Source organism: Nitrososphaera sp. (genome assembly GCF_013388945.1).
Taxonomy (GTDB): Archaea; Thermoproteota; Nitrososphaeria; order Nitrososphaerales; family Nitrososphaeraceae; genus Nitrososphaera.
This window is the reverse complement of sequence record NZ_JACAEH010000021.1, coordinates 18,791-43,425: the sequence shown is the minus strand read 5'-3', so window position 1 is coordinate 43,425 and position 24,635 is coordinate 18,791. Positions and strand designations below refer to the sequence as shown.

At 54.6% G+C, this 24,635-nt stretch carries 32 protein-coding genes and 1 pseudogene; 14 read left to right on the top strand and 19 right to left on the bottom strand.

Annotation, left to right across the window (positions count from 1 at the left end; genetic code table 11):
* Positions 1-108 precede the first annotated feature (108 nt).
* Positions 109-405 carry a winged helix-turn-helix domain-containing protein gene (locus HXY31_RS10050; RefSeq protein WP_292642614.1) on the top strand — a complete coding sequence of 99 codons (297 nt, stop codon included), beginning with the start codon at positions 109-111 and terminating at the stop codon, positions 403-405.
* Here HXY31_RS10050 and HXY31_RS10045 read toward each other — a convergent pair whose 3' ends face one another.
* A complete protein-coding gene (locus tag HXY31_RS10045; RefSeq protein WP_292642612.1) occupies positions 406-705 on the bottom strand; it encodes a hypothetical protein in 300 nt (99 codons plus the stop codon).
* Between the two features lie 56 nt (positions 706-761).
* Entirely contained in the window at positions 762-1,151 is a 390-nt protein-coding gene (locus tag HXY31_RS10040; RefSeq protein WP_292642610.1) for a winged helix-turn-helix domain-containing protein, read from the bottom strand.
* Between the two features lie 107 nt (positions 1,152-1,258).
* Between HXY31_RS10040 and HXY31_RS10035 the strand changes: the two genes are divergently transcribed.
* On the top strand, positions 1,259-2,290 hold the full coding sequence (locus tag HXY31_RS10035) for a hypothetical protein (protein WP_292642608.1): 1,032 nt from the start codon (positions 1,259-1,261) through the stop codon (positions 2,288-2,290).
* Positions 2,291-2,332: 42 nt separating this feature from the next.
* Positions 2,333-2,725, top strand: coding sequence for a hypothetical protein (locus tag HXY31_RS10030; RefSeq protein ID WP_292642606.1), 393 nt, complete (start codon positions 2,333-2,335; stop codon positions 2,723-2,725).
* Here the strand turns inward: HXY31_RS10030 and sat are convergent.
* Positions 2,703-3,827 carry a sulfate adenylyltransferase gene (gene sat / locus HXY31_RS10025; protein ID WP_292642604.1) on the bottom strand — a complete coding sequence of 375 codons (1,125 nt, stop codon included), beginning with the start codon at positions 3,825-3,827 and terminating at the stop codon, positions 2,703-2,705. The genes HXY31_RS10030 and sat overlap by 23 nt on opposite strands.
* A gap of 5 nt (positions 3,828-3,832) precedes the next feature.
* Positions 3,833-4,561: a phosphoadenylyl-sulfate reductase gene (locus HXY31_RS10020; protein ID WP_292642602.1), complete on the bottom strand. Its 729-nt coding sequence runs from the start codon at positions 4,559-4,561 to the stop codon at positions 3,833-3,835.
* A gap of 160 nt (positions 4,562-4,721) precedes the next feature.
* Between HXY31_RS10020 and HXY31_RS10015 the strand changes: the two genes are divergently transcribed.
* Together HXY31_RS10015 and HXY31_RS10010 are read left to right on the top strand one after the other, a co-directional pair.
* Positions 4,722-6,101, top strand: coding sequence for a SelD-related putative sulfur metabolism protein (locus tag HXY31_RS10015; protein ID WP_292642600.1), 1,380 nt, complete (start codon positions 4,722-4,724; stop codon positions 6,099-6,101).
* 26 nt (positions 6,102-6,127) lie between these two features.
* Positions 6,128-6,538 (top strand): HIT family protein, encoded by a 411-nt coding sequence (locus tag HXY31_RS10010; RefSeq protein WP_292642598.1) that lies wholly within the window; start codon positions 6,128-6,130, stop codon positions 6,536-6,538.
* On the opposite strand, the gene HXY31_RS10005 is transcribed toward HXY31_RS10010, so the two are convergent.
* Positions 6,524-7,228, bottom strand: a complete 705-nt coding sequence (locus tag HXY31_RS10005; protein WP_292642596.1) for an HAD family hydrolase — start codon at positions 7,226-7,228, stop codon at positions 6,524-6,526. The genes HXY31_RS10010 and HXY31_RS10005 overlap by 15 nt on opposite strands.
* Positions 7,229-7,288: 60 nt before the next feature.
* On the opposite strand from HXY31_RS10005, the gene HXY31_RS10000 reads away from it, so the two are divergent.
* From HXY31_RS10000 to HXY31_RS09990, 3 genes are all read left to right on the top strand, one after another.
* Complete coding sequence (locus tag HXY31_RS10000; RefSeq protein WP_292642594.1) at positions 7,289-8,743, top strand: NAD(P)/FAD-dependent oxidoreductase; 1,455 nt, start codon at positions 7,289-7,291, stop codon at positions 8,741-8,743.
* 26 nt (positions 8,744-8,769) lie between these two features.
* The gene (locus HXY31_RS09995; RefSeq protein ID WP_292642592.1) at positions 8,770-9,072 is read left to right on the top strand and encodes a hypothetical protein; all 303 of its coding nucleotides are present in this window, start codon (positions 8,770-8,772) and stop codon (positions 9,070-9,072) included.
* 217 nt (positions 9,073-9,289) lie between these two features.
* Positions 9,290-9,979: a hypothetical protein gene (locus HXY31_RS09990; RefSeq protein ID WP_292642590.1), complete on the top strand. Its 690-nt coding sequence runs from the start codon at positions 9,290-9,292 to the stop codon at positions 9,977-9,979.
* 213 nt (positions 9,980-10,192) lie between these two features.
* On the opposite strand, the gene HXY31_RS09985 is transcribed toward HXY31_RS09990, so the two are convergent.
* Together HXY31_RS09985 and HXY31_RS09980 are read right to left on the bottom strand one after the other, a co-directional pair.
* Positions 10,193-10,900: a phosphatase PAP2 family protein gene (locus HXY31_RS09985; RefSeq protein WP_292642588.1), complete on the bottom strand. Its 708-nt coding sequence runs from the start codon at positions 10,898-10,900 to the stop codon at positions 10,193-10,195.
* A 37-nt stretch (positions 10,901-10,937) separates the two neighbouring features.
* Positions 10,938-11,987 (bottom strand): hypothetical protein, encoded by a 1,050-nt coding sequence (locus HXY31_RS09980; protein ID WP_292642587.1) that lies wholly within the window; start codon positions 11,985-11,987, stop codon positions 10,938-10,940.
* A gap of 95 nt (positions 11,988-12,082) precedes the next feature.
* Here HXY31_RS09980 and HXY31_RS09975 point away from each other — a divergent pair, with 95 nt between their 5' ends.
* Positions 12,083-12,886, top strand: a complete 804-nt coding sequence (locus tag HXY31_RS09975; protein ID WP_292642585.1) for a hypothetical protein — start codon at positions 12,083-12,085, stop codon at positions 12,884-12,886.
* Positions 12,876-13,151 carry a winged helix-turn-helix domain-containing protein gene (locus HXY31_RS09970; RefSeq protein ID WP_292642583.1) on the top strand — a complete coding sequence of 92 codons (276 nt, stop codon included), beginning with the start codon at positions 12,876-12,878 and terminating at the stop codon, positions 13,149-13,151. The genes HXY31_RS09975 and HXY31_RS09970 overlap by 11 nt, the downstream gene beginning before the upstream one ends.
* Here HXY31_RS09970 and HXY31_RS09965 read toward each other — a convergent pair.
* Genes HXY31_RS09965 through sufB form a run of 6 tightly spaced genes read right to left on the bottom strand, consistent with a single transcriptional unit; the run spans position 13,148 to position 18,328 of the window.
* Positions 13,148-13,492, bottom strand: coding sequence for a hypothetical protein (locus tag HXY31_RS09965; RefSeq protein WP_292642581.1), 345 nt, complete (start codon positions 13,490-13,492; stop codon positions 13,148-13,150). The genes HXY31_RS09970 and HXY31_RS09965 overlap by 4 nt on opposite strands.
* 2 nt (positions 13,493-13,494) lie before the next feature.
* On the bottom strand, positions 13,495-13,923 hold the full coding sequence (gene sufU / locus HXY31_RS09960; protein ID WP_292642579.1) for a Fe-S cluster assembly sulfur transfer protein SufU: 429 nt from the start codon (positions 13,921-13,923) through the stop codon (positions 13,495-13,497).
* Positions 13,920-15,167, bottom strand: a complete 1,248-nt coding sequence (locus HXY31_RS09955) for a cysteine desulfurase (protein WP_292642577.1) — start codon at positions 15,165-15,167, stop codon at positions 13,920-13,922. Before HXY31_RS09955 ends, sufU begins: the two co-directional genes overlap by 4 nt.
* A 4-nt stretch (positions 15,168-15,171) precedes the next feature.
* A complete protein-coding gene (locus HXY31_RS09950; RefSeq protein ID WP_292642576.1) occupies positions 15,172-15,489 on the bottom strand; it encodes a non-heme iron oxygenase ferredoxin subunit in 318 nt (105 codons plus the stop codon).
* A gap of 4 nt (positions 15,490-15,493) precedes the next feature.
* Positions 15,494-16,900 carry a SufD family Fe-S cluster assembly protein gene (locus HXY31_RS09945; RefSeq protein WP_292642574.1) on the bottom strand — a complete coding sequence of 469 codons (1,407 nt, stop codon included), beginning with the start codon at positions 16,898-16,900 and terminating at the stop codon, positions 15,494-15,496.
* 27 nt (positions 16,901-16,927) lie between these two features.
* Complete coding sequence (sufB, locus tag HXY31_RS09940) at positions 16,928-18,328, bottom strand: Fe-S cluster assembly protein SufB (protein ID WP_292642572.1); 1,401 nt, start codon at positions 18,326-18,328, stop codon at positions 16,928-16,930.
* 147 nt (positions 18,329-18,475) lie between these two features.
* Here sufB and HXY31_RS09935 point away from each other — a divergent pair, with 147 nt between their 5' ends.
* Positions 18,476-18,655 carry a hypothetical protein gene (locus HXY31_RS09935; RefSeq protein ID WP_292642571.1) on the top strand — a complete coding sequence of 60 codons (180 nt, stop codon included), beginning with the start codon at positions 18,476-18,478 and terminating at the stop codon, positions 18,653-18,655.
* Here the strand turns inward: HXY31_RS09935 and HXY31_RS09930 are convergent.
* A complete protein-coding gene (locus HXY31_RS09930; RefSeq protein WP_292642569.1) occupies positions 18,638-19,000 on the bottom strand; it encodes a hypothetical protein in 363 nt (120 codons plus the stop codon). The genes HXY31_RS09935 and HXY31_RS09930 overlap by 18 nt on opposite strands.
* Positions 19,001-19,026: 26 nt before the next feature.
* Complete coding sequence (locus HXY31_RS09925; protein ID WP_292642568.1) at positions 19,027-19,479, bottom strand: NUDIX hydrolase; 453 nt, start codon at positions 19,477-19,479, stop codon at positions 19,027-19,029.
* A gap of 182 nt (positions 19,480-19,661) precedes the next feature.
* Between HXY31_RS09925 and HXY31_RS09920 the strand changes: the two genes are divergently transcribed.
* A complete protein-coding gene (locus HXY31_RS09920) occupies positions 19,662-19,805 on the top strand; it encodes a hypothetical protein (protein WP_292642566.1) in 144 nt (47 codons plus the stop codon).
* A gap of 35 nt (positions 19,806-19,840) precedes the next feature.
* Here the strand turns inward: HXY31_RS09920 and HXY31_RS09915 are convergent, their stop codons facing one another.
* Both HXY31_RS09915 and HXY31_RS09910 read right to left on the bottom strand, forming a co-directional pair.
* Positions 19,841-20,788 carry a radical SAM protein gene (locus HXY31_RS09915; RefSeq protein WP_292642564.1) on the bottom strand — a complete coding sequence of 316 codons (948 nt, stop codon included), beginning with the start codon at positions 20,786-20,788 and terminating at the stop codon, positions 19,841-19,843.
* Between the two features lie 56 nt (positions 20,789-20,844).
* Complete coding sequence (locus tag HXY31_RS09910) at positions 20,845-21,645, bottom strand: hypothetical protein (RefSeq protein ID WP_292642563.1); 801 nt, start codon at positions 21,643-21,645, stop codon at positions 20,845-20,847.
* Between the two features lie 176 nt (positions 21,646-21,821).
* On the opposite strand from HXY31_RS09910, the gene HXY31_RS09905 reads away from it, so the two are divergent.
* Together HXY31_RS09905 and HXY31_RS09900 are read left to right on the top strand one after the other, a co-directional pair.
* On the top strand, positions 21,822-22,697 hold the full coding sequence (locus HXY31_RS09905) for an NAD(P)-dependent oxidoreductase (protein ID WP_292642561.1): 876 nt from the start codon (positions 21,822-21,824) through the stop codon (positions 22,695-22,697).
* Positions 22,658-23,410, top strand: a pseudogene (locus HXY31_RS09900) (PAC2 family protein). Before HXY31_RS09905 ends, HXY31_RS09900 begins: the two are co-directional and overlap by 40 nt.
* Here HXY31_RS09900 and HXY31_RS09895 read toward each other — a convergent pair.
* Complete coding sequence (locus tag HXY31_RS09895; protein WP_292642559.1) at positions 23,407-23,748, bottom strand: methionine--tRNA ligase; 342 nt, start codon at positions 23,746-23,748, stop codon at positions 23,407-23,409. The pseudogene HXY31_RS09900 and the gene HXY31_RS09895 sit on opposite strands and share 4 nt — an antisense overlap.
* A gap of 75 nt (positions 23,749-23,823) precedes the next feature.
* Positions 23,824-24,567: a hypothetical protein gene (locus tag HXY31_RS09890; protein ID WP_292642557.1), complete on the bottom strand. Its 744-nt coding sequence runs from the start codon at positions 24,565-24,567 to the stop codon at positions 23,824-23,826.
* Between the last annotated feature and the right edge of the window lie 68 nt (positions 24,568-24,635).

Sequence of the window (24,635 nt, the reverse complement as noted above, 5' to 3'; positions counted from 1 at the left end):
GAAATAGCCCCGAACGCACCTGCTGCGCCAAGAAATGGCGCTGAAACGGGCGTTCCTAAGCGAATTCCACCCTCCCCCTAAAATAATCTGTAACAATCTATTAGGGTAATGTCTGCACGAAAAAACAACAGGGGAAAAATCGAGATAATGGCCGACATCCTTAACCTGTCAACGGTTGGGATCAAGAAGACACACATCATGTACAGGGCAAACCTGAGCTACGAACAGATACTCTACTATCTGGGCGAGCTCCAGGACAAGGGGCTCTTAGAGCAGCGCATCGAGGACGGCACCACTGTGTACGGCACGACTGAAAAGGGCAGGGAGTTTCTCGGCCACTTTACGCACATGTCGGAGCTGATGGTGCAGTACCCTGAAGCAGAGGCACCGCTTCTGGCTCACTAGCTATTTTCTTGTGATCCAGAAGAGGACCGCGAGCGCGCCGGACTGGGCGATGTTTATCGCAAAGAGGTACGGCGCGGCCGCGTCCACTATGTTTTTGATCGCAGGTCCGGCAGCGTAGAGGTTGGACCAGAAGATGACTATTACCACGTTCTGGACTATGAAAAGCGAGGCCACTATCACAAGCCCCCATGTGAAATACGACTTGATGAGCCGGAGGCTCTGGATGTACATCGCTATTATGCCTCCAAGGAGCCCGATGTTTGCCAGCGCGGCTGCAGCGGCGCCGAGCATAAAGTCCATCTAGCTTCCGCCCTCCCCGTTGCCTAATTTACTTTTTCCCAATTTGGCCCCAAGTGTCATTCTCTTCTCACCCTAGCAAGTATCTCCTGGAACGACTGGTAGTTCTTTTCCATGAGCGGCGTCAAAAAGTACGTGGCGCCGTACGCTTCGCGGTCTTCAGTTATGATAAGGCCGTTTTCGGTGAGCACCTTCAGGTGGTGGAGCACCGTCTTGTAGTCAAGTTTCAATTCTGACGCTATCTGGTTTGCGTTTGCCGGCCGGCTGTTTACAAGATCAATTATCTTGGCGCGGTTTGCGCCGCCCCGCGAGCTTGCTATCAGGTACCAGAGCACGCGTTTAAAGCGCGGGTCCAGGTAGCCACCTGCGCCGCCAGCCTGCCCGGCGGCGCGCAGGAAAGGCCACGCTATCAGTCCGGCGAGTCCCGCAAGCCCGGCGGCAAGAAACATCCGCGTCGATTGTTCCGGCCGGCAGATATAAAGTTGTCCGGGATTGGGGAAGAAACTGGGTCTGAATTGGGGAAAAATCCTTTATAGCTGCCGCCGATGCACGCGCAATGAACCTACGAGACGGAAACGGCAAGATAAAGCCAAACGTCCTGATAGGCGCGGTCTTTGCAGCCATGCTGGTTGCGATGGTGCCCGCCGTCATGGCGATTGGCATACAGAGAGCAACAATCGACGCCGAGGCGCAGGGCGCCAACGACAGGCCCTACGTCAAGGCGTTTGCAGGCGGAAAAGCGCTGTACGAGCCGAACGCCGGCAGGACCAACGTGTTCGGGCCGGGAGGCATATTCCCGTTCTTTAACGACACGTTTGCCTGTGGAAATGACATCACGTGCGGGACACCGGTGGACGCCTCGTTCAGGGGCGTGTTCAAGGAGGCCGGCGACGCTGAAGACAACAGGTTTGTAGCCACCTACGTCGCGCCCATCACCTATGGCGACCACCAGGTAGCGGGCCACAAGTACCGCGTCGAGATGGTCGACACAAAGTGGAACAACGACGACCCGGAGCAGACACCGCTGCCGACAAGGACGCCTGACTTCCTCGTACCCGGAGACGGCGTGGCGTTTGACCAGTACCAGCACGGCCACTCGATGGTCGACAGGGCCGACGTGCCGCTGTTCTGGAACAAGGTCGCGCTGTACGGACACGCAAACGTCTACGACGAGACAGATGGAGGCAGGATGGTTGCAGAGAACATATTCATGCACCTGATGGTCGGAAAGGCAGTCGACGAGAAGGCGTTCTTCTCTGACATGCAGAACAACGACGGCACGCCACTTGTTGTGCTCCTGTTCCTCGTCAACATCCCAAGTGGTGTGGAGCTTCCAGGCGGCATAGGCCCGCTGACGTCAGAGCAGGCGCAGTCGTTCACGCCGATGTCAGACGACCCGTCGCTCACAACGCCCCCGCCGGTAGACTATGCGCTCCTTGAAAAGCTTGGAGTGGACGCGCCAGAGCCTCTGCCGCAGTCGACGCCGTGGTCGGTGGACAACCCGACGCAGCCGGTGTTCTTCACCTTCCTGCTCTTCACAGAGGCCAAGGCGTACAATTCCGCGACAAACGACGTACCGGGGCTCTAAGCCCCTTCCCTTCTTTTTCACCGACAACTTGATTATCTAGTCATGTCTACCAAGATACCCGTGAACGCTGCCAGGCTTTGCGGCGAGATCCTTGATCTCGACGAGGGCATCCGCTTTGCAGGCATCGCCACGAAGTTTGGCAAGGTCGTGGCTTCGATATACCGTGAGGGGCTCGATCCGCTTTTGACAAGGCAAGAATCGGAACTTTCAGTCACGCAGTCGATAATCCGCATGGGCACCAGGCAGACCCTTGAGCAGAAACTCGGCAAGACAGTCTACGCCTTTGCAATGTACGAGAAGGTAAAGAGGGCCACGATACCCATGCGCGACCCGGAGAGCCACATCCTGATGGTGTCGTTTGACAACAGGTCAGACCACGAGCGGCTCATCCTTGAAAAAATAATCCCGCTTGTCAGGGAACAAACGGCTCCTTGAAGGAGACTATGAGTTTTGCTATCTCGGGCCGCATCAGGTGTGGCGCCGGGATCTCGCCGGAGCTCACCATCTTGCGCATCTTTGTACCGCTCAATTCTTCCCGCGATTCCGGACCGTGGGGGCAGTTGCGCTCGTTTGCAAACGAAAGGCACTTTTTGCAGTAGTAGAAAGCAGGAAAGAACACCGGCTGTATCTCTAGCTCAGGGTAGTGGGCAAATATCTCGTGCGCGGCAAACGGGTGGTAATAGTCGCCCACGCCGGCGTGGTCGCGGCCTACGATAAAATGCGTGCAGCCAAAGTTCTTCCTCATTATCGCGTGGTGTATCGCCTCCTTGGGGCCGGCGTACCTCATTTCCGTGTGCAGCGTGACAAACATGGCCCTGTTCTTGGGGTAATAGTTCTCGATGAGCGTCTCGTACGCAGCAAGTATCACCTCGTCCTTGAAGTCGCCCTGCTTTTTCTTGCCTATGAGCGGGTTTACAAACAGCCCGTCGTAGAGGTTGAGCGCCGCCTTTTGCAGCATCTCGTGCGCCACGTGCGGGACGTTTCGTGTCTGAAATCCAACTACCGTCTTCCAGCCGCGCTTTTCGATTTCTGCCCTTGTCTGGGCCGGCGTCATCCTGTATTTTCGGAGCGGGCCGTCTGCAATCTTCTTTGACACCTGTATCTTCCCTGCAAGCAGGCGGTCTTTCATGTTCACCATCTTGCTGACGCCCGGGTGCTTGGTGTCGCCCGTGCCGTAGATTGCCTTGGCAGATTCAAGTTTGTCAAAGCTGTACACTTCATCTATTTTGAGCGACGCAAACTTTTCGCCTGCGACTGCAAGCGCTACTTGTCCGGCATTCTTTGCCATCGAAGCGGTCTTTTCGTCGACGTCAAGCACAATGGGCACCGTCCAGGCAAGCCCGCTTTTCAGCCTGCCTCTTTTCACGATGCTCTCAAAGTCATCGCGGCCGACAAAGCCTTCAAGCGGGCTGAAGATGCCGTCTGCGATGTTCTCTATGTCGTTTCTCAGGTCGTTTGATACCTCTATCGCCTCCATGCCGTCGAGGCTGCCTGTCGAAAACCTGCTTACGAGCCTGCCGCCGTGTGGTGCTATCATCTCTTTCACTTTTTCTTTGTCGGGTCAAAGTGCAGGCCGCATTCCTTGTTGGCGGCGCTCTCCCACCACCACCTGCCGGCGCGCGGGTCTTCTCCTATCTTTATCGGCCGGGTGCACGGCTCGCACCCGATGCTCGGGTAGCCCATGTCGTGCAGCTTGTTGTACGGAACGTTGTTCTTGCGGATATAGTCCCACACCTGGTCTGAAGTCCAGTCTGCTATCGGGTTCAGCTTGATGATGCCGCCGTGAGAATTGTCAATCTCTATCTTTTTCGTGTCGGCCCTGGTCGCCGCCTGGTCGCGCCTGAGGCCGGTTATCCAGCCGTCGAGGTTTGCAAGCGCCCTGTTGAGCGGATGTACCTTGCGGATCTCGCAGCACAGCTTGCGGTTTTCCACGGAAGCGTACATCAGGTTCATGCCGAGGCTCTTGACCATCTCCTCGACCTCTTTCTGGTCCGGGAAGAACACGTTTATCTTTATGCCGTACCTGGTGCGCACGTCGTCCATCACGTCGTACGTTTCCTGGTTGAGCCGGCCGGTGTCAAGCGTAAACACGTTGGAGTTCTTGTCTATCTTTGCCATCATGTCTATAACAGCGACGTCCTCTGCGCCGAAACTGGATGCAAGGCCTATCCTCGGGCCAAAAGTGTCAAGGGCCCACTTTAAAACCTCATGCGCGGACTTGCTCTCAAACTCCATGGCAAGCTGGTCGACTTGGGCCGCAGTCAGCCTCATGTACAAAGGTGGATTCCGATCGCCTTATAATGATTGTTCTCAGCACGAGGCGTGCAAGAAATTTGTTTATTAACAAGTTATTTTCTATATATTGTGTATTACTTCGCTTTGGAATAGTGTTCGCTAGAGGAGATTGAGATTGGCAGATAATTTTTGGGAAATGATAAAGGAATACAGGAAACTGGGCTTTGACCCGCTCAAGTGGGTCTCTTCATGCACCGCAGAGGTAGACCCGCAGGTGCTCAAGGAAGCGCTGGCAGAGGTCAAGCGCAGCACGGTCAAGATAACCCCTTCATGGTTTGACGCGTACCCGCACATAGAGGGCAAGGAGCCCGAGCTGACCCGTCGCGTCTACGAGCTTGCAAGCCCTGCAGTCGACAAGGAAGTGGAAGTAAAGCGCGCCCTTGCGCTATTTCGCGTCCATGCGACCACGGGCGAGTCGCCAAAGGCGCTTGGCGAGACTTTGCACAATTTCCTGTCAGCGTTCAGCGCCAAGGTGGCGGTGTCAAACGCGCAAATAGCGCTCACCGAGCACCAGGACGCGCAGTTTGCGCTCTTTGACTACATCGCACTGCACCGGGGCAACAAGGACGGCCACATGCCGGCACTCACCTCCTTTGCGCAGGTGACAGACGTGACTGCAGGCCCTGACGCCGAGGTCCACGTGAAAATCGCGGTTGCAGGCGCCGTCGAGAGGCTCAACCTGCTTGGCTGCGGCAACCCGTCGCAGTACAAGTTCTTTCCGATATACGACGCGCCGTCTGAAGAGATGCTTGACATGATACGGAAAAACCTGGACGCGGCAACTGCGCGCCACAACCTGCCGATGGAAGATTACAGCTCGCTCAAGAAGGGCCGGCTGTTCTACGGCACGAGCGCGGTTGCGATAACAAACAAGGAGATGCCAACATGGTACGACCAAATAGAAGAAGGCATGGGCGTTATGATAACAAACAAGTTCGGCGGCCTGGCTTCGATCAGCATGCACGCGATGGCCCTCATGGAGCCGAAAAACGCAGACAAGTTCGAGAAGGCAGGCGTTAGCATGTCAAGCATAACAGCAGCAAGAGACGAGGCGCTCAAGAGCCTGAGCGAGCCCCACTTTGCGCTTGGCAAGATAATCGCAAAATACTGCCCCGAGTTCGGATCGCCATTTGACAAGCAGTCGCACATTACTGCTGTCTACCCAGTGGGCGCAAGGGGCCTGTTTGCGCTTGGAGACCTGGCCGGGCTTGCAAATTCACAGATAACTGTAAGCAGCATCCCTGTAAGGGACAAGGAGATAGCAAGGCTTGCCACAAAGGAATTTGCGGTTGAAAACTCGACAGCGTCGCAGAACGGCTGCCATGTCATAGTCGGGACAAACGACGTGCTGAACCTCGTCGCGCAGGACCTTTCCCAGCACCACTTTGCACCCGAGTTCATAGGCACGGTTGGCAAGAAGGGCGCGCCGTCGGTGGACGCAAAAGGCGCCGAGCAGTTTGTGGCTTCAAAGGCCAAGCTGGCAAGGCTTGCGCCGCAGCCTGCGCCGGCGGGTTAATATCTTCCCGCGATGCTAGACCGGCCATGCAGGACTGCATCTTTTGCAAAATAGTGCAGGGCAAGGTGCCTGCCCGGATAATTGCGCAAAGCGAGCGGGCGATGGCGTTTCTTGACGCGTTCCCGCTTGCCGCAGGCCACACACTCGTAGTTCCAAAGGCGCACCATGTCAAGGTGCAGGACATGGGCAAGGAGGACTCGGAGGCAGTCTTTGCGCTTGTACACGAGATTGTGCAGAAAGTCGAATCGGCGGCAGGTACAACCGCTTCGCTCATAGCAGTCCACAACGGGCGGGGCGCAGGGCAGGAGGTGCCGCACGTCCACGTGCACATCATACCCCGGAAGGCCGGCGACGGCGCAGGACCTGTGCACTCGATGTTTCGAAAACCCAAGGTGACGGCAGAGGAAATGGACGCCATCCTTTCAAAGATGGCCTAGCAGCTTTTCAATTGCAGCTGGCACGTCGGTCAGCTTTGCAACTGTCATCATGGCGCGCTCGCATTCTTCCCTTGGCTCCTGCAGCGCAAAAAGCGAGTCGGTGACCCTGACAGTCTTCATTCCTAATTTGTTTGCGGGGCAGATGTCAGTGTCAAGCCTGTCGCCCACCATTATGCAGTCTCTGGCGTCGCGCCCTGCCTCATTAAGGGCAAGCGCAAATATCTTGGGGTCGGGCTTTCTCAGGCCGACTGCCCCGGATATCGTCTTTACCTGAAAGTATTTGTCAAGCCCTGAGGACTCCAAGAGCGCGACGATGTCTTCTGACTGGTTTGCGATTATCCCGAGATCATACTTGTCAAACAGCCGCTTTATGACAAGGTCCGCGCCTTCTGCAAAGCGGAAAAGGGTCTTCCTGCCCTCCTTGACTGCAGGGTCCATCCTGCGCACCACCGATTCGCCGTAGCCTGCAGGGAGCACCGCCTTGCAGATCTCTATTGCCAGGTCCCTGACGCTTCCGTGGCCTATCTTGCGGTCTCGGATTATGCTGTCCCTGACTGCGCGGTAATTCCTCATGTCTATCCGCGCCCCAAAGCCGTTGAGCACCTCGAGGAACCTGCGATCAAAGTGGTCGATAAAGTCCCACTCGGATACGAGCGTCTGGCCGAGGTCAAAGAACACGAACGGCTTCATGCTGTCAGTTTTTCTCCAACACTTTAAATAGCGTTTTGGCTCTGTTCGCTCTAACAGTACATGTCCGGACAGCGTGATTATGACATTATCATCGCAGGCGGCGGGCTTGCGGGCATGATAGTTGCAACATCGGCAGCGTATTACTCTCGGCAGAGTCTGAAGATCCTCGTAATCGACAGGAACGCGTTTCCCCAGCAGGGCATGAAGACCATATCGGGCTGGGTCTGCGGCGACGCAGTGGGCAAGAACACCGTCGACTACATGACAGAGCGCATACACATCAGCTGGGGCAAGCCCGAGATAGAGCACCCTGTCAAGGGCGTGGTGGCGTTTTCGCCTGACCACGAGACAAAGGTCTCATTTGACGGGGAAGGGTATATCCTGAACCGCAAGATGCTCCCGCAGCGCCAGCTTGCGGACTGCCGCAAGATGGGGGTCGAGTTCAAAGAGCGCGTCGCACTCAGGTCGCTGATAGTCGAGGATAACACGGTGATAGGAGTAGAGGGCGACGACTTGGACAACAAGACAGTGTTCAAGAAAACTGCAAAACTCGTCATTGACTGCGCCGGCGTGACTTCAGTCCTGCGCACCAACCTGCCGATAAAGTCGCACATCGAGCGCAGAATAGACCGCGATGACCTTGAAGCCACCGGACGCTACATCTACAATTTCGAGCAGGACCATGAGGATTTGACGTTCTTTGACCCAGACTACTGCATCATCCATTTAGATCAAAAGCTTGCGCCGGGAGGCTACGGCTGGGTCTTCCCCAAGGGCAAGAACAAGGTCAACATCGGCCTTGGCGTGCAGCAGAAAGCCTTTGACGCCCGCAACAAGGAAATGGGCGTCCACCCCAACCTGCACACCCTCATAGACGAGTACGTCAAGTTCAACCCCGTCATCAAGAACCCGACGCTTGCAGACGGCGCGATGGACGACGGCAACGCCTGGGGCACGTGGCAGGTCTCTGTCAGGCGCCAGAACGACTGCATGGTCGCAAACGGCTACATGCTGGTAGGCGACTCGGCGTGGATGCCAAAGCCGCTGGACGCAGGAGGCATAGGGCCCGCGATCATCGCTGCGACAATCGCAGGGAAAGACGCAGTCGAAGCGATACAGGCAAACGACACTTCTGAAAAGTCGCTTTGGAAGTACAACAAGCACTTCATCAACGACTATGGCTACAAGACTGCAGGCCTCGAAGTGTTCAGGCGCATGCTGCAAGGTTTGACCAACGACCAGATAAACTACGGCATGAAGCACTTCCTCTCAAAGATGGACATCGACAAGATAACGAAAGGCGAGCACCCCGAGTTCAGCACCGTCGACAAGCTGGGCATGATGATACGTGGTGCAATGAACAAGAAACTTGCAGACGACCTGCGCTACTGCGCAGACATCAACAAGAAACTGACGGAACACTATTACGATTACCCTGAAACTCCGGGCGGGTTCCCCGACTGGAGCAAGCGACTGCACGGCATGCTGCAGGAAGCGTTTGCCAAGTACAAGTAATGACGTCGCAATACGCGAGCTTTCCAGTGCAGGAAACATTCGACCTGAAAGAGATTGCTGAAATCCGGCTTGCAGCAGACAGGATGGCAGACGCCTACCAGAAAAGCGCGGACGAGTTCAGCTTTCGCATACTCTTGCCCCGGAGCGAGAAGTCAAACAGCAGGGCAAAGAAACTTGGCATGACCATGCAGGGAGAGTTTGTTCTCACGCTGCGCAAGCGCGACATCGTGCCCATAGTGAGAGAGGTGCGATACGTCCACGACGAGTCGCACTACGGCTGGATATTGGCAAGTTCCAAAATGTTTGACAGGTTTGAACAAAAGGCCTAGAGTTCACGCCGAGCGCCTTTTCGATAAACCGGTGACTGGTCAAAGGGTAAGCCGGAAACTCCCTGCTGTCTGCATCCATTCGCTATCACAGCATGACTCACGCATGCGGGATCATAAAAAGGGCATAAAGCTCATAAATATACCAAAGTATGCTAATGTCATAGAAGATCCCAACTATTATCATAAACTATATAATGTCTCCATAATAAGGGACTTTATGTCTACTCAAGTAAACGGACGAAAGATGATTTTGCTGATACCTGCAGTCGCAGTGCTGGTATTTGCAACAATCAGCCTTGGAATAAAGCCCGCATACGCGCCCGGAGGGACGGTCACCTCCTTCACGTACGGCTACAACAGCGCAACACAAACAGACACCTCTGCAAGCTATGGTTCCAATTACGTGAAAGTGTATGCGAACCGTGGAGGCACCGGATCCGATATCTATGCCACCGCGGCTGTCTACACACCGATCACCCTGCCGTCAAATGCCTACAATGTAAGAATCACGTCAGCCAGCGCGCAAATCACTGGCCTGCTGCAGGATGGCAGTAGCGATACTAGCAAAGGATCGAACATTGTTGTTACCGCATGGATAAACGGCGCGGCGTGTCCGTCCCCCAACACTCTGCCGAGCACGAATGCCAGCACCCAGGTCCTGCTGTTCTCCCAGTCAAAGAATTCAATGACCTCTCCAAACCCTGTGACATGGTCAAACCACTCCGTCAACACGGGCATGGGAGGCGGAATAAATGTGACGGGCGGAAACGCATGCGTGGTAGTCAAGGCTGTGGGCGGAGCCAGCTCAGGTGCGCCTGCGTCGCCCAACACGCAGTCGAACTTCAAGGATCTGACATACGGGATAAAGAGCCTCACGGTCAACTGGTCGTACAGCACCACTCCGTAGGTCGGGTCATAGGCAGAAAGACTACAGAATCCCGTGAAAGTCCAGCGAAAAAGCTGGCACCTTCTTTTTCTACAGGATAGTACGCCAGGTATTTATTTAAGAAATGTATCTTAGACCATTTCCTGCCGCGCTTCAGTAACCTGTATTTATCAAGTATTAAAGAACTAATAATTCCGGGGGCTTTTCCACTGGAAACGACCCCCCTCCCTCCCTCTACGCTTTCTGCTCGTCCTCTTTTCCCTTGAACCGCGACATCTGGAAGGGCACTTGTATCTTCATCGTGTTTGCAAGAACAGCCGAAACGACGACTCCTATCAAGAATCCTCCAATGACGTCCATCGGGTAGTGCTGCTGCACATACACGCGGGAAATCCCTATAATCACCGGAAAAGCCCAGACAGCATAGCCGGCCCACCGCGCCTTTCTGTACAGCAAGTAGCCGACCAGGAACGCAAGCGCGGTTGCGCGGGACGCGTGCCCCGATGGGTACGAAAAGCCTGCCGCAAAAGGCGCAAGGCTGTCAGTCTCGATGTTGAAATTCTCTGGAAGTTCTACGCCCGGGACAAAGGCGTACGGCGGGACGGCCCTCCCGAAAAACGGCTTCATGTACATCGTCACTATTGCAAGCACCACTATTGCTATCAGAAAGATCATGCCTGCCTTGCGCGTGCGCCTGATTATCGTGATTATTATCGCAAACACAAAGAGCGTGCTCACGTCGCCCGTGGTGGTTATCGCTATCATGAGCACGTCAAGCGCTGGGTTGCCCTGTATCGACTGCGCGTACCTGTTCACAGGGTCGTCTATGCCGGCTGTCGCTCCGGACGCGACTATGACGCTGAACGCCACGAACACGGCGACAAACGCCGCAAACTTGCCTGTGCGCAGGCGGAACAGCCACGGAGGGCTTGGCTCTTGCAACAGCCAGAGCCACGGAAAGTTGGCGTTTAACTGTTTCCTATTTCCTTGCCTTGTACAGCACTATTACCGCCACTGCGCCCATCATCCCTCCCAGTATGAGGAGCACCTGCATCGTGAACAGTGGTGGACCAACTGTGCCCTGCTGGTCGAGGTTGACGCCTATCACCTCCAGGTCGCCGTTTTCAGGCTTTGTCTCAAGCGTGGTGTAGCCTGCTATCTCTATCTGCGCGTTTGGCTGGGGAGTCGAGATGTGCACCCTCAGGTCGCTGCCGTCGATGCTCGCAGTCGAGTCTGCCTCCCTCGGCTCGGGGCAGCCTTCCCTTATGCTGCACTCGCCAAGCGAGTAGACCGAGAGCACCTTTGCCCTGCCGATGTCGGTGTTTATCACGCCCTTGACGCTTGCCTGGCTTATAGTCGGGTCAAAGAGTATGTGCCACCTTTCAAGTGGCATCCTGCCGATGTCGCCAAAGTCAAGTATAGGCTCTGTCATTATCGCTTTTGTTTCAGAGTTTGCGTCCATCAATTTCTGCGCAAACTCGGGGAACGCCGCCTGCAGCAAACCAATGGGCTCGTTCACGTTCACCTGCCCATGCTGTTCAGCATCCACTATCACCGGCCCTTCGATGACAAACCCGCGCCAGTTCGAGTCGACAAGGATTGTTTCCGTGCTGTTGTCAGACCGGTTAAGGACGTATCCGGACACAAGCGCGTCAAGCTCGGTCCTGTACGCAAGGGTGAGCGTGTCGTGCGAGCCCCTGATGGTGCCAGAGTATGTTACGTTTGCGTTTGCAAGCTGCATAGGGCTGTTGCTCTCAATAAGCGCCTTGTTTACCTGCTGCAACTGTTCTGCTGTTAGCGGCACTGTGAACTCGATCTTTTGGTTCACACCGTCAAACACGTTTGCAACGTCGCTACCTTGCGGGTATTTTATCTGGATGAACTTCAGTCCCATGAACTTGGCATAGCCCTCGTCGTGCTCTGGTATCAAAAACGCGTTTATCTGCGCGGCCTGCGCCGCGTTTGCGCCAAGCAGGCCTGATACGAATATTGCGCCTATAGCTACTGCGGCTATGCTAGTTCTTGCCATCGATGTTTTTTCCAGATTATCGATTTTATTGCTTGCTCACCTGATGGATTCACACAAGGGACTCCCTTAAGGGGAGCAACGTTATTTGGACAGTTTTGCCAATATACCCTGTAGCAGAGATGCCGGAGCTGCAGAACCCGAACATCCTCAACCCGTTCGTTCTCATGGACCCGAGTGTGGCCCCTGCAGTCGCGCTCGTCGTCATGGCAGTGTCCGTGTCGGCGTCGTTTCTTATTGCCAGGTATTTCTTCAAGTCCTACTCTTTTTCAGGCTTTGGATACCTGCTCGGGTTTCCCACAGGGTTTGCGTTCCTTGGGCTGTCGTACTTTTTCCAGTTCGCCGGCTGGGCGTACGCAGGCGATGCGCTATTGCACCCCGCGTTTTTCTGGATGCAGATAATTCTGCAGGCAGAAGGCATCACGCTGATAGCGCTGTCGTACCACTTCAAGAACAGCATTGCCAGGGAAGATGCTGCAGTTACGCGCTACAGGCCCCGGCACATGCTGGTTGCGGTGCTCCCGATGCTCATGGTGGCAGTCTCGTTCATAATCCCGTCGTCGGCCTTTGTCTCGTCGCCCTACTTTAACTACCCCCGGCTTGCAGACCTGAGCTTTGTCATGACGGTGTTCAACATTGCGGTGCTTGGCTACATATTCAAGAGCGCGATAATCTCGCTTGTCAAGTCTGCTAATGCGAAATTACTGTACGCGCCTGCAGCGTTTGCACTTTTGTCGCTTGAGCAGTACTCGCTTGTGCTCACCTACTTTGACAACAGCAGCGTCGCGTTTGCCGGCTCGCTTGTAGTCAGGGTCGCAGGGCTTGCTCTGCTCGTATACGCGATGCGCCACGCAATCAGGATGGCGCAGGCAAGGAGGAGGGACCTGGAAATTGAGGCATGAGAAGCGCCACCGCCTGCAATTGTATTACGACATACTGTGCGCAATAGAGGAGGACACGTTCAGAAACGGCGACGCGCGGCCGACCCGCATACAGCACTACTCGAGGCTCTCGTACGACAAGATGGTCAACCACTTTGAGGAGATGGAAGGCAAGGGTATGATACAGCGCACACAAGACGGCCTGCTCACCATAACTGAAAAAGGAAGAAAGTTCGTCCAGCAGTACGACGAGTTGATAACCCTGATAGAAAGCGTGGGCCTCTAGGACAGGTTTGAAGAGCCGCAAGCAGGGCACTTTTTCGGCTCCTCGGCCTCTGCAAACCACGACTTGATGTTACAATCCTTGCAGGTCTTTTCTTCAAGGTCCGTCATTATCTTGTAGTAGCGCGTGTTGAAATTCTGCGCAATGGGGCGCAAAAACCCCGTCTGCTCCATCTCCAAGAGCACGTCTTCAAAGTCGAGCACGTCCAGGTTCATTCCCTTGTAGCGCTCGGTCTCGTTGAGGTGCTCCAGTATCTCGTCGTTTGAGAACCTGATGTCAGTCGCGTTGAAGTTGTCAGAGATTATCCTGCGAATGTCCTGCCTGCTCACCTTTGGCGACGACATGCCTAAAGCGTCCGGCTGTCTTCCTGGAGCTTCTTTGCCGAATCAGGGTCGCGATCGGCGTAGTATTTGACCATGCCAAGTTTCAGAACCTTGAGCGACAAGAGCGCGCACTTGATCCTAGCCGGGCCGAGGTTCATGAGGCCGATGTTTTCAAGTATGTCGTCCTTTGTCAGGTCCTTGACCGACGTGAGCGGCTTGTTCATCACCATTTCAGTCAGCATGGACGCGCTTGCCTGGCTGATTGCGCAGCCGCGCCCTTCAAACTTGATGTCCTTTATCTTGTCACCATCTACCTTTAGGTGGATGTCTATCTCGTCGCCGCAGAGCGGGTTGGAGTCGTGGATGCTGACATCCGCCTCGGCCATCTTGCCCTTGTTGCGCGGGTTCCTGTAATGATCGAGTATTATCTCGCGGTAAATGTCGTCACTCAAATCTTGAACAGCCTCCTTGCCTCGTCGAGCGCTTCAATGAACTTGTCGACCTCTTGTTTTGTGTTGTAGATATAAAAGCTTGCCCTCGAAGTTGCAGCGACGTCGAGCCTCTCCATCAGCACCTGCGCGCAGTGGTGGCCCGACCTGATTGCGATGCCATGATCGTTCATTATGGTCGCAAGGTCGTGCGGGTGTATGTCGCCTATGTTAAACGAAACGACGCCGCCCCTGTCCTTTGCGTTTGCCGGGCCGTAGACCGTCACGCCCTTGACGCCGGAAATCCTGTCAAGCGCGTACTTTGTTATGTCTATCTCGTGCTCGCGCACCCTGTCCATGCCGAGGTTGTCGAGATAATCGATCGCCGCAGAAAAGCCTATTACGTCTGCAATGTTGGGAGTGCCTCCCTCAAACTTGTACGGCAGGTCGTTGTATCTTGTTTCATATTTGTGGACCTCCTTTATCATGTCGCCACCGCCCATGAACGGCGGCATCTTTTCAAGAATGTCGCGCTTTACGTAAAGCACGCCCACGCCGGTCGGGCCGAGCATCTTGTGGGCAGAAAACGCCATAAAGTCGCAGTCCAGCTTCTGAACATCGACTGGCATGTGCGGGACAGACTGCGCGCCGTCGATAAGGACCGGTATGCCCTTTTCGTGCGACGACCTGATTATCTCGTTTACCGGGGTTATCGTGCCAAGCACGTTTGACATCTGCGACACTGAAACCAATTTCACCTTGTTAGAATCAAGGTAGTTCCTGTACTCGTGCATCTTCAGGTAGCCGTCGTCGCCCACCCCGACGTATTCCAGTTTGGCGCCCTTTTCCTGCGTCAGTATCTGCCAGGGCACGATGTTGGAGTGGTGCTCGATTTCAGTTATGACGACCCTGTCGTCCTTTTTCACGTTTGCCCTGCCCCACGAATACGCGACCAGGTTTATGGCTTCAGTCGTGTTGCGCGTGAATATTATCTCGTCAGTCGACTTGGCGTTGATGAACTTTGCTATTTTCTTGCGCGTCTCCTCGTACGCTATCGTGGCTTCCTCTGCCATCTGGTGGACCGCGCGGTGGATGTTTGAATTGTAGTTTGTGTAATAGTCAGAAATGGCGTTTATGACTGAAAGTGGCTTTTGCGTGGTCGCCGCGTTGTCAAGGTACACAAGCGGCTTGCCTCCCATCACCTTGCGCTGGAGTATGGGGAAATCCTGCCTTATCTTCTCAACGTCAAAAACGCCTTTTTGCAACATAGGCTTAACCGATATCGATGTAAATTCCCGCGTCCTGTATTTTAACCTTGTAAGTTTTAAGCGGGGCTTCTGCCGGAGGGTTCTGCGGCACGCCGTTCTCGAGTTTGAAAACAGAGAGATGCAGAGGGCATGTGACTGTGCACTGGTCCTCGTTCATAAAACCAGTAGAAAGGTCTGCGTAGGCATGCGTGCATATCCTGTCGGTGGCATACACCCTGCCTTTTGCTTTTGCAACCAGGATCTTCTTTTCCCCGTGGTTAAACTCTGCCATCTCGCCGTTTCCAAGCGACTTGTCGTCGCAGACCCTTACCCAGCGCTCCAATAGATCACCGGTACTTGTAGTGCTTCTCAAAGATGTCCTGCGTCTCGCGGTAGCGGGACTTTTCCACTTCAAGTATCTGCTCCATTGCCTCGTCGGTCCTGAGCATCAGCGCGTTGCCCTGCCACTTGTTTTCAATCAAATAGTTGACCCACGCCCTGATGGTCGGCCCCATCTTCCTTGAAAGTGGCTCGAGGAACCCGGACACTATCTCGCGCTTGGCGCCTTCTCTTGAAAGCCCGCGTGTCATAAGATAGAATATCTGGCCCTCGTCCATCTGCGCGACAGAGGCCGAGTGCGTCGCCCTGACCTCGTTTGTCAGGATCTCAAGGCCCGGTATGGAATCGGACTTGGCACCCTTGTCAAGCAGTATCGCGTGGCCCGACAGATACGACTCTGTGCCCTTGCCGTCCTTGCCTATCTTTATCATGCCCTTGAACAGCGACTTTGAGGTGTCCTTGAGCACCGACTTTACCTGCACCCTGCCCCTGGAGTGCTGGCCGTTGTGTATGAGGTTTGACGTGACGTCAAATGACTGGTTGCCTGCGCCAAACACTATCTCGATGTCTTCTGCCGACGAGCCGGCGCCCTTCATGACGCTGTCGGTCCTGTAGCGCGAAAGCAGGCTCCCAAACAACCCCGAGTACCACGACATCTTGCCGTCCCGCTCTACAAACGCCTTCCTGTTGGAGACGCACACCGTGTCTGCGCCCATCGCCTGCAGGGTGACTGCTTCAAGGTGTGCGTTGGGCTTGACAGAGGTTTCGATGAGCTCAAAGTACCCTTGCTGCGTCCCGCTGCCGGCGCCTGGTGCGTACAGCTCTTGCACCACAGTCGCTTTTGTGCCTTCCTCTGCGACGAGGATGTTCCTTGACACAAGCGACGTGCCGTCGTCTGCAAGCGAGGTTATCAGCCTTATCGGATCATCGAGCACCACGTTCCTTGGGACGTACACAAAGACGCCCGACTGGAAGGCCGCCGTCTCAAGCGCAAGGTACCTGTCCTCGCCAAAGTCAAGCGGGTTTTCATCAACATGCGCCTTGACAAGGTCAGCGTACTTTGAAAGTGCCTGCCTGATGTCGGCGACTATGACGCCCTTTTTTGCCACGTCGTCTTTTACAAACACGCGGCCGGCCTCTGAGCCGACCTGCAGTATGCCTGTCTCTTTTTCAAGCTCTTCGAGTCTCTTTGCGAGGTCGCCTGCTATCGTGTGTTTTGCCGGGGCCGTCGCAAGGTGGACGCTCTCTGGTTTTATCCTGTTTGCGTCAGAGTACTTTGAATAAAGCGGCGAGACTTCTGCCGGGAGCTCTAGGTACTTTGCCAGTGCATCCTTTCTGGCCTGAAGGAGCCACGCCGGCTCGCCCTTTGACACTGCATCTACATGGCTTTGGTTGACGCCTGATAGTGTGGTCATGTCCCGTTTCACCAGAAAAGCGCGGGATTAACCGACGGAGCCTTCCATCTCGAGCTTTACCAGCCTGTTCAGCTCGACGGCGTACTCCATCGGGAGCTCCTTTGTGAACGGCTCGATGAAGCCGCCTACTATCATCGACAGCGCGTCAGATTCAGAGTATCCCCTCGACATCAGGTAGAATATCTGATCCTCGCCTATCTTGCCCACCGTCGCCTCGTGGGTGATGGTCGCGTCGTCCTCGTTCACCTCAATGTATGGGTATGTATCGGTCCTTGATTTTTCGTCAAGAAGCAGCGCGTCGCACCTGACGTTTGACTTGACTCCAGTCGCGCCCTTGGCTACATGCAGCAGGCCGCGGTAGGTGGTCCTGCCAGAGTCCTTGCTGACTGACTTGCTTGTTATCCTTGAAGTGGTGTTTGGTGCAAGGTGGACTGCCTTTGCGCCTGCGTCCTGGTGCTGGTCCTTGCCTGCAAACGCGATTGAAACAACTTCTGCGTGAGCGTTCTTGCCGAGCATGTAGACGCCCGGGTACTTCATCGTCAATTTGCTTCCGATGTTGCCGTCAATCCACTCGACCTTGGCGCCCTCGTAGGCATACGCCCTCTTTGTCACGAGGTTGTAGACGTCCTTGCTCCAGTTCTGGATTGTGGTGTAGCGTATCTTGGCGCCCTTTTTCGCGATCAGTTCAACGACTGCAGAGTGCAATGATTCAGTGGAATAGACAGGCGCGGTGCAGCCTTCAATGTAGTGGACCTCTGCGCCCTCGTCTGCAATGATAAGCGTGCGCTCAAACTGGCCGATGTTCTCCGCGTTTATCCTGAAGTACGCCTGCAGCGGCAGGTCTACCTTGACGTTTGGCGGGACGTAGATGAACGAGCCGCCGGACCAGACGGCGCTGTTGAGCGCGGCAAACTTGTTGTCCTCCGGAGGGATGACCTTGCCAAAGTGCTTCTTTACTATCTCCGGGTACTCCTTTACTGCGGTGTCTGTGTCGACGAAAATCACGCCCTGCTTCTGCAGGTCCTCTCTCAGGTTGTGGTAGACGACTTCAGACTCGTACTGCGCGCCCACGCCGGCGAGGAACTTGCGCTCCGCCTCCGGGATGCCCAGTTTTTCAAAAGTGTTCCTGACAGACTCGGGCACTTCGTCCCAGCTCTTGCCCTGCTTCTCTGAAGCCTTGGCATAGTAGTAGATGTTCTGGAAATCGATCTTCTTCAAGTCGCCACCCCATTCCGGCATCGGCTTGCTCATGAAGACGTCATACGACCTGAGCCTGAAATCTCGCATCCAGTCAGGCTCGCCCTTCATCTTGCTTATCTCCTCGACGGTGCCACGGGAGAGCCCCTTCTTGCTCAGGTAAACGTAAAGCTCGGTTGAATCCTTAAAGTCATACTTGCTATAATCCATGTTCAGGTCTTCTGTGGTCATCTGCAGCCTGTATAACGGTGTTATTTTATATATATTTTCCACCCCGCGGCGGGTGTTTTGTGAATTTGTACAGCCTAATTTTCTATAATTTGTACAAGCTAACCGTGCGGCGCCAGCCTTAAATCGATTGAAGTCTGTACATGACTCATGCTCCGCCAGCTTGTTGCAGCCTACATCGGCCTGTTTGTTGTGTTTGCAGAAGTGTTCAACTTTAAAGACCTGGAAGCGCCGGCGCTCAACGTCGAATACTATCCGCAGATAAGGAAAAAGAGCGACGCCGGGCTGTCTGGGACATTCAGCCGCCCTGCCCTACGTGGTATGCCTTAGCGCGTTTTTCATTTCAAGCGCGCCTTTTCGCACCAGCGCCTGCACATCAAGCGCAAGGTCGTCCATCTTTAGCTCGCCGCTTTTCAGCTTTTCAAGCACGTCGCCGACGGTCATGTCCCTGCCCTTGACAGCCACCCTGCTTTCCAAGACTCCCTGGCCGGTCTTTACGCCGAGCACCCAGAGCAACTCTTCGACCCTTCCCTTGCCCTGTGCCAGCTTATCTGAATACTGCTTCACCGCTTCCTCGTTGTGCTCCTGCATCGCCTTTGCGAGCATTTTTGCTATCGCGTTTGACTGGCCTTCAAGCAGGTCTATGCGGAGCCTGATGTCTTTTTCAGAGCGCAACCAGGCTTGCTAGCCTTCAAAGGGCTTTAACCATTTTGGCCCTTTGTTGACCAGAACGTGCCGTTTTCAGTTTTCCACTTGCGATAATCCGCAAGTATCTTGGCGTGGTCAAACGCTATCCTGTCCTTCATTTTTTCCACGTCTGCAAGTTCCACCCATTGCAGGCCTGCCGCGTCGTCGCTTGCCTGTTCGACCCCGCCGGTTATTATCGAAACAAACGCGACAGTGAGCACGTGGCGCCTCGGGTCCCGTGCAGGGTCTGAATAGACGCCGAGTATCTCTATCGGCTCTATCTCAAGCGACGTCTCTTCCAAAGCCTCGCGCCTTGCCGCGTCCTCGACGGTCTCGCCCTCGTTCACAAAGCCTCCGGGAAGCGCAAGCCGGCCGGCAAATGGCTCCTTCTTCCGGCGTATCATCAGGACCTTTGAGCCCTTTTGCAAAATCACGTCCACAGTGGGCACCGGGTTTCTGTGGCTCACAAAGTGTCTGCATGCCGGCACAAGTATTAACCTTCCAGCCTCGATTCCATCGACAAAAATTATCTATAAAGACATTATTTCGCATAGATCTATGATGTTCGGGTACGGATACTGCAAATACAGTGGATTATTTCAAATTAGTGCCAAAATCTTAATAATTTGGCCCTACGATATTGTAGACAATGTCCGTCGCGTTTGAGATGGAGACCGAAGCTCCGGCGCCTCTGAGCATCTGCCCGAGGTGCGGGAGGCAGGTAAGGATAGACGGCCACTGCGAGTGCGAGGCCGTGTTCCTTGTGCAGGACTATGAAAAGCCACGCAAGTAGACGCATGCAAACCCTGCGCGGTGCCGCCGGCTAGCCTATGTTGCGACGTAGCTTAGAATCGTTTTCTGCCCTGTGCACGACCTGTCTATCTCCCTTGTGCCGAGGTGGTCGGGAAAGTCGCTTTTCATCCCGCCTGCGCGCACCATCTCTTCGAGCATGCCTGTAATTTGTTTGCTGTAGTCTTTGTCGCATGCGACGTAGCTTGCGGCAAGCGGCTCTTCAAACCCGTAGAGTTTTTTGTACCGCTCGATTCCGTCTTCAACGCCAAGCAGCGCAAGGGCCGCCTTCATCCTGTCCCAGATGTCAGTCCTGAGTCTGAGCATCGCGCCAAAGATGTGCTTTACGCCTGCGCGCCTGCACGCCTCAACAACAGCTCCAATCTCCCTCTCGCTGTCAGTCACAAGGGGCATTATCGGATCCACGTTCACGCCGCAGGGGACGCCAGCCAGGGTAAACTTTTCAATTGCTTCAAATATCCTTGCTGCTGGCGGCGTCCCGGGCTCGACAATCCTCCTTATCTGCTCGTTGCAGGTCGTGACGGACCAGACGATAAAGCAGTTGTCGCGGTATTTTGTGTGCAGTTCCAAGTCGCGCTCTATTATGGCCGACTTTGTAAAGACATAGTACGGAACCTTGTACTTTTGCAGCACCTGCACGCACTTTCTTGTGAGGCCGTAGCGCAGCTCCGCAGGCTGGTAGGCGTCAGTAGCAGACGAGACCATGACAGGATCGACTTTAGTTCCTTTCCACGAGGCAAGCTCGCGCTCTAGGATCTCTGGCGCGTTGCTCTTGGCGTAGATCCTGTCGTAAAACTCGGGCGACCACTCGTACGTCGCGTAGCAGTAGGCGCACCTGTGCTGGCACCCCTGGTACGGGTTTATCGTCAGGCCGCTGTAGCCCCTGACGTTGAAAGGGTGGATTATGGACCTGCTTGCCTTCTGCTCGTATTCCGGAGCGTGCGCGTTGTACCATAGTCCTGGCATGTTGCAACATGTGTGTGCAGTGCTATTAAGCAGGGGAGCACTGGTGGGGGAGGGGGTCACCCCCTTGCGTATATGCCCTGCAACCCTTCTGCTACCACAAAGTCGTGAAGCTCGATAGCCTTTGCCGCGCTTGCGCTGTCGATCCTTGTGAGGTCGTAGGCGCACAGGAGCGCTGCCTTTCTGAGGCCGATAGAGTCGTGAGAGGGCTCTGACATGCCGTTTTCCACGAGCCACGTGTTGTCCTTGGCGAGCCTGAGAGCCGATCCTTCCGGGCGCAGGTTCGACGTCCACTCTGCCACCCTGCTACCGATGCCTGCCCTGCCGCGCCCTGACTGGAGGTCTCTGTACGTGGTCCTTGCGACTGCCGGCGGCAGCTTGGTAGGCCTTTCGACCAGCGCGGCCATGGCAACCCTGCCTTCAAGGGGCTCAAAGAACGCAGACACTGTGTTGTCCCTAAAGGCTGTGCTGGTGTAAAGCAGGGCCGCGTTTTCGCCCTGCGCGATGCTTCGCGCAAAAACAGCCGGCTCGTTCTGCCTTATCTCGTCGAGCACCTCGCCAAGCCCGACGCCGGACCTGTGCACAATCCTGTCAAGCTCGTCGCTGAACCTCTTGAGCAGTATGTCCGCGCCATAACCCAGAGAGGACCAGAGCGCCTTTTCAAATTCGACGTAGTTTGACAGGAGCTCTTTTTCATTTTTGCCTGTCATGGTCGACATGTGGTAGAGTAGCGCGGCCACTGACTGCTCGCCCAGGACCGCAAGGGCCCTGCGGGCGGCAGAGGACACTATCCTGTCCTGCAGCCTGAGCGGCTCATAGCCCCTTTCACGCAGCAGCTTGGGGATGTCCAGCCTAGTCATGCCCGCCTCTTTTCCCTATATCCAAATATGGTAATATCATAAAATTGCATCGCATTCTGGTAAGTATCATTATATGTTACTATCTTATAGAGATGATCTCCACGATTTAACCTTTATTCTGGCACGCTTGAAGATCCGAGTATAGTTTTTTATTGGCGCAAGGAGGCATCAGGTGCATGAAGGTCGGCGTCGTTGGCCTCGGGCTGATGGGCTCGGGGATGGCAAGGAGGCTTGCAAGCGCCGGCCACGAGCTTGCAGTCTACAACAGGAGCAGGCAAAGGGCGGAGCCCTTTTCCACGATTGCACGCATTGCGGCAAGCCCCAAGGAGCTTGCCGGCTGGTGCGATGTCGTGATAACAGTCGTCACAGACTTTGAAGCAGCCAAGCAAGTGCTGCTGGGGCCGGATGGAGTTGCAGAATCGAAGAACCGGCCAATAGTCGCCGACGCAAGCACGATTGCGCCTGCGCAGTCAGAATATCTGGCGCAGGAGCTGAAAAAGCGCGGCATAGAAATGCTCGGGATGCCTGTGATGGGCGGGCCTTCAGCCGCGGAAGCAGGCGAGCTGACGCCGATGGTTGCCGGCGGCAAGGGCGCGTTTGAGAAGGCAAGGGCCGTGATAGAGTCGCTTGGCAAGAACGTGTTTTACATAGGCGAGAAGGCCGGCTCTGCAAACGCTGTAAAACTTGCATTAAACCTCAACATCGCGCTCATCGCAACTGCGGTCTCTGAAGGCATAACGCTTGCAAGAGGCAGCGGCATCGACCCCGCAGTTTTTGTCAAGATATTAAACTCCACGTATTTCAAAACGGGCCTGTCGGAGAAAAAGGGCCCCAAGATGGTCGAAGGCGAATTTGCGCCGTCGTTTCACCTGAAGAACATGCTCAAGGACCTGGAGCTTGCCACCGCGACTGCGCAGGCAACCGGCGTCGCAATCCCGGCGACGTCGACTGTCCAGCAGATGTTCCGGGCGGCAAGCAACAGCGGGTTTTCAGACCAGGACTATACTGCGATATGCGCCTTTTTAGCAAAAATAAACGGGATGGCAAAATGAAGCTGAGCGTCACAAAGCAGGTCAAAAGCGACGGCTTCTCGCTCTTTGCGTCGTTGCCTGACATGGGCAGGGTGGGCGGCCTCGTCTCGTCGTTTCTTGCCCAGAACCTGAAATGCGAGCAGGTGGCCGAGATTGTCTCAAGCGACAAGCCCTGGGTGTCGTATGCCGACGGCGTCGTGAAAAGCGCAAGCGACACTTACAGGATCCATTACGACGACGAGCGCAAGCTCATGATATTCACCGGCGAGTCGCAGCCGCAGGACCCGGGCGAGCTGTACGCGCTGTGTGGCGCGCTGCTTGACTTTGCGCAGAATGCCGGAAAGGTGGCAAGGCTGTACGGCGCAGGCGGGTACCTGCGCGACCAGCTGACGGGCGCTCCGCGGGTGTGCGGCGTGGTGAACAGGCCGGAATTGAAGAAGGTGCTTGCAAAGGCAGGCATAGATCTCGTGGGCTAGGAGATATCGAACATCACCTGGTTCAACGGCGTGATACTTGGCATGGCCGCAGAGCGCGGGATAGACGCCATCGGGCTGTTTGGCGAGATTTCTGAAACTACCGTCCCCCAGCCGCTTGCAGCAAAGAGCATCCTGGCCGCGTTCTCAAAGCTCGAGAGCATACCGCTTGACACAAAGACGCTTGACAGGCAGTACGAGTCGATACTTGAAGAGGCCCAGAAAAAGAAAGAGCCCAAGTACGGGCCCGGAATAGGCTAGTGTATCGGCGCGCCAAGCGGCGCGTCTTCTGCTATCGTCAAAAAGACCGGCTTTCCCTCCGGCCCGTCTGCCGCAAGCAGCATCCCGTTTGATTCTATGTCGCCTATCTTGCGCGGCTGCAAGTTAGTGCATATCACCACGGTCTTGCCCACAAAATCCTCCGGCTTTATCCAGAGCGCCGCGCCTACTGCGACTTCGCGCTTTTCAGTGCCGATGTCAACCACCGCCTTGAACACCTTTTTCATCTTGGGGATGGGTTCGGCGCTTGTCACCTTGCCAATCTGCAGCTTTACCTTCATGAACTCGTCAAACGTGATGTATTGCGCCGGTTCGCTCATGCTTTCTCAAAGCATGGCGGGGTTATTTATTCGAGCGTTCTCAAACGTTATTACAAATGCGATCGTTTCAGCTTCCTACGACCTGTTTTGTTTACTACGTCGATGTTTGTTCTTCATCTTATGATTCTTTTTGTTTTTGGAAAGATCGGCAAGAATCAAGTCCCTGATTTTCTTTGCCGTACGATCATTGTTTATTACAAAAGGATTGCGATATTTCCAGTCTTTTAGAGGGCAGAGATAGCCCGGCTTGAGGTTTTGTATTTTGAGCGTTTGCCTTCTCCAATTCATAGGTACGACTTGAAATTCGCTGCCTCTAGGTTTTTTGAATCTTGGGTCGTAAATAACGCAAGTGAAATCCAGTCCTACGCCCAAGCGCCCGAAAGCTCTTCTTTTCCTATCGACCATCTTTCTGATAAATCTCCAAGCATGACCACCGTATTGTTGAAGTATCTGCTCCTTCTCATGCTTTGTGCGTGAAAGAAAAATCTTATAATCGAAAATATACATTAGTGAAACAGCGTCAAATCCGTATTGTAGTAGGGCAAGTGCTTGCGAAAGACCCTCGTAATAGGATAGATTCAGCGATCGACGCTTCGGCCTAAAATACTTCACCTCTGTGACTGTAACCATGTTATTGACATGAGTGAACAACAAGTCTATGTCAGGTTGAAGTTTTGGGGCAGGAAGCGGATCTAGTATTTGTTCTAGCTTTTTAGATAAGTGCTTTATGTTTACATCGACCTGAATATCCTTGTAAACATGTTGAAACTTCCTCTTCAGTTCCTTAGCGAGCTTGGTTTTGACATCTTTCTCCTTCACAACGCCATGTGATTGATGCAACCAGTAAAGCATTTCGATATCAAGTGTTGTACAAAATATCCGATGAT

What these genes read in the sequence shown, in the direction of transcription:
- HXY31_RS09955 (WP_292642577.1), bottom strand. Translation starts at nt 15,167, where the DNA reads ATGTTGCAAAAAGGCGTTTTTGACGTTGAGAAGATAAGGCAGGATTTC.
- HXY31_RS09905 (WP_292642561.1), top strand. Translation starts at nt 21,822, where the DNA reads ATGAAGGTCGGCGTCGTTGGCCTCGGGCTGATGGGCTCGGGGATGGCA.
- HXY31_RS09920 (WP_292642566.1), top strand. Translation starts at nt 19,662, where the DNA reads ATGTCCGTCGCGTTTGAGATGGAGACCGAAGCTCCGGCGCCTCTGAGC.
- HXY31_RS10015 (WP_292642600.1), top strand. Translation starts at nt 4,722, where the DNA reads ATGATAAAGGAATACAGGAAACTGGGCTTTGACCCGCTCAAGTGGGTC.
- HXY31_RS10005 (WP_292642596.1), bottom strand. Translation starts at nt 7,228, where the DNA reads ATGAAGCCGTTCGTGTTCTTTGACCTCGGCCAGACGCTCGTATCCGAG.
- HXY31_RS10010 (WP_292642598.1), top strand. Translation starts at nt 6,128, where the DNA reads ATGCAGGACTGCATCTTTTGCAAAATAGTGCAGGGCAAGGTGCCTGCC.
- HXY31_RS09990 (WP_292642590.1), top strand. Translation starts at nt 9,290, where the DNA reads ATGTCTACTCAAGTAAACGGACGAAAGATGATTTTGCTGATACCTGCA.
- sufB (WP_292642572.1), bottom strand. Translation starts at nt 18,328, where the DNA reads ATGACCACAGAAGACCTGAACATGGATTATAGCAAGTATGACTTTAAG.
- HXY31_RS09915 (WP_292642564.1), bottom strand. Translation starts at nt 20,788, where the DNA reads ATGCCAGGACTATGGTACAACGCGCACGCTCCGGAATACGAGCAGAAG.
- HXY31_RS09935 (WP_292642571.1), top strand. Translation starts at nt 18,476, where the DNA reads ATGCTCCGCCAGCTTGTTGCAGCCTACATCGGCCTGTTTGTTGTGTTT.
- HXY31_RS10000 (WP_292642594.1), top strand. Translation starts at nt 7,289, where the DNA reads ATGTCCGGACAGCGTGATTATGACATTATCATCGCAGGCGGCGGGCTT.
- HXY31_RS10030 (WP_292642606.1), top strand. Translation starts at nt 2,333, where the DNA reads ATGTCTACCAAGATACCCGTGAACGCTGCCAGGCTTTGCGGCGAGATC.
- HXY31_RS10020 (WP_292642602.1), bottom strand. Translation starts at nt 4,561, where the DNA reads ATGAGGCTGACTGCGGCCCAAGTCGACCAGCTTGCCATGGAGTTTGAG.
- HXY31_RS10040 (WP_292642610.1), bottom strand. Translation starts at nt 1,151, where the DNA reads ATGTTTCTTGCCGCCGGGCTTGCGGGACTCGCCGGACTGATAGCGTGG.
- HXY31_RS09895 (WP_292642559.1), bottom strand. Translation starts at nt 23,748, where the DNA reads ATGAGCGAACCGGCGCAATACATCACGTTTGACGAGTTCATGAAGGTA.
- HXY31_RS09945 (WP_292642574.1), bottom strand. Translation starts at nt 16,900, where the DNA reads ATGACCACACTATCAGGCGTCAACCAAAGCCATGTAGATGCAGTGTCA.
- HXY31_RS09980 (WP_292642587.1), bottom strand. Translation starts at nt 11,987, where the DNA reads ATGGCAAGAACTAGCATAGCCGCAGTAGCTATAGGCGCAATATTCGTA.
- sat (WP_292642604.1), bottom strand. Translation starts at nt 3,827, where the DNA reads ATGATAGCACCACACGGCGGCAGGCTCGTAAGCAGGTTTTCGACAGGC.
- HXY31_RS10045 (WP_292642612.1), bottom strand. Translation starts at nt 705, where the DNA reads ATGGACTTTATGCTCGGCGCCGCTGCAGCCGCGCTGGCAAACATCGGG.
- HXY31_RS09910 (WP_292642563.1), bottom strand. Translation starts at nt 21,645, where the DNA reads ATGACTAGGCTGGACATCCCCAAGCTGCTGCGTGAAAGGGGCTATGAG.
- HXY31_RS09965 (WP_292642581.1), bottom strand. Translation starts at nt 13,492, where the DNA reads ATGTCGTCGCCAAAGGTGAGCAGGCAGGACATTCGCAGGATAATCTCT.
- HXY31_RS10035 (WP_292642608.1), top strand. Translation starts at nt 1,259, where the DNA reads ATGAACCTACGAGACGGAAACGGCAAGATAAAGCCAAACGTCCTGATA.
- HXY31_RS10050 (WP_292642614.1), top strand. Translation starts at nt 109, where the DNA reads ATGTCTGCACGAAAAAACAACAGGGGAAAAATCGAGATAATGGCCGAC.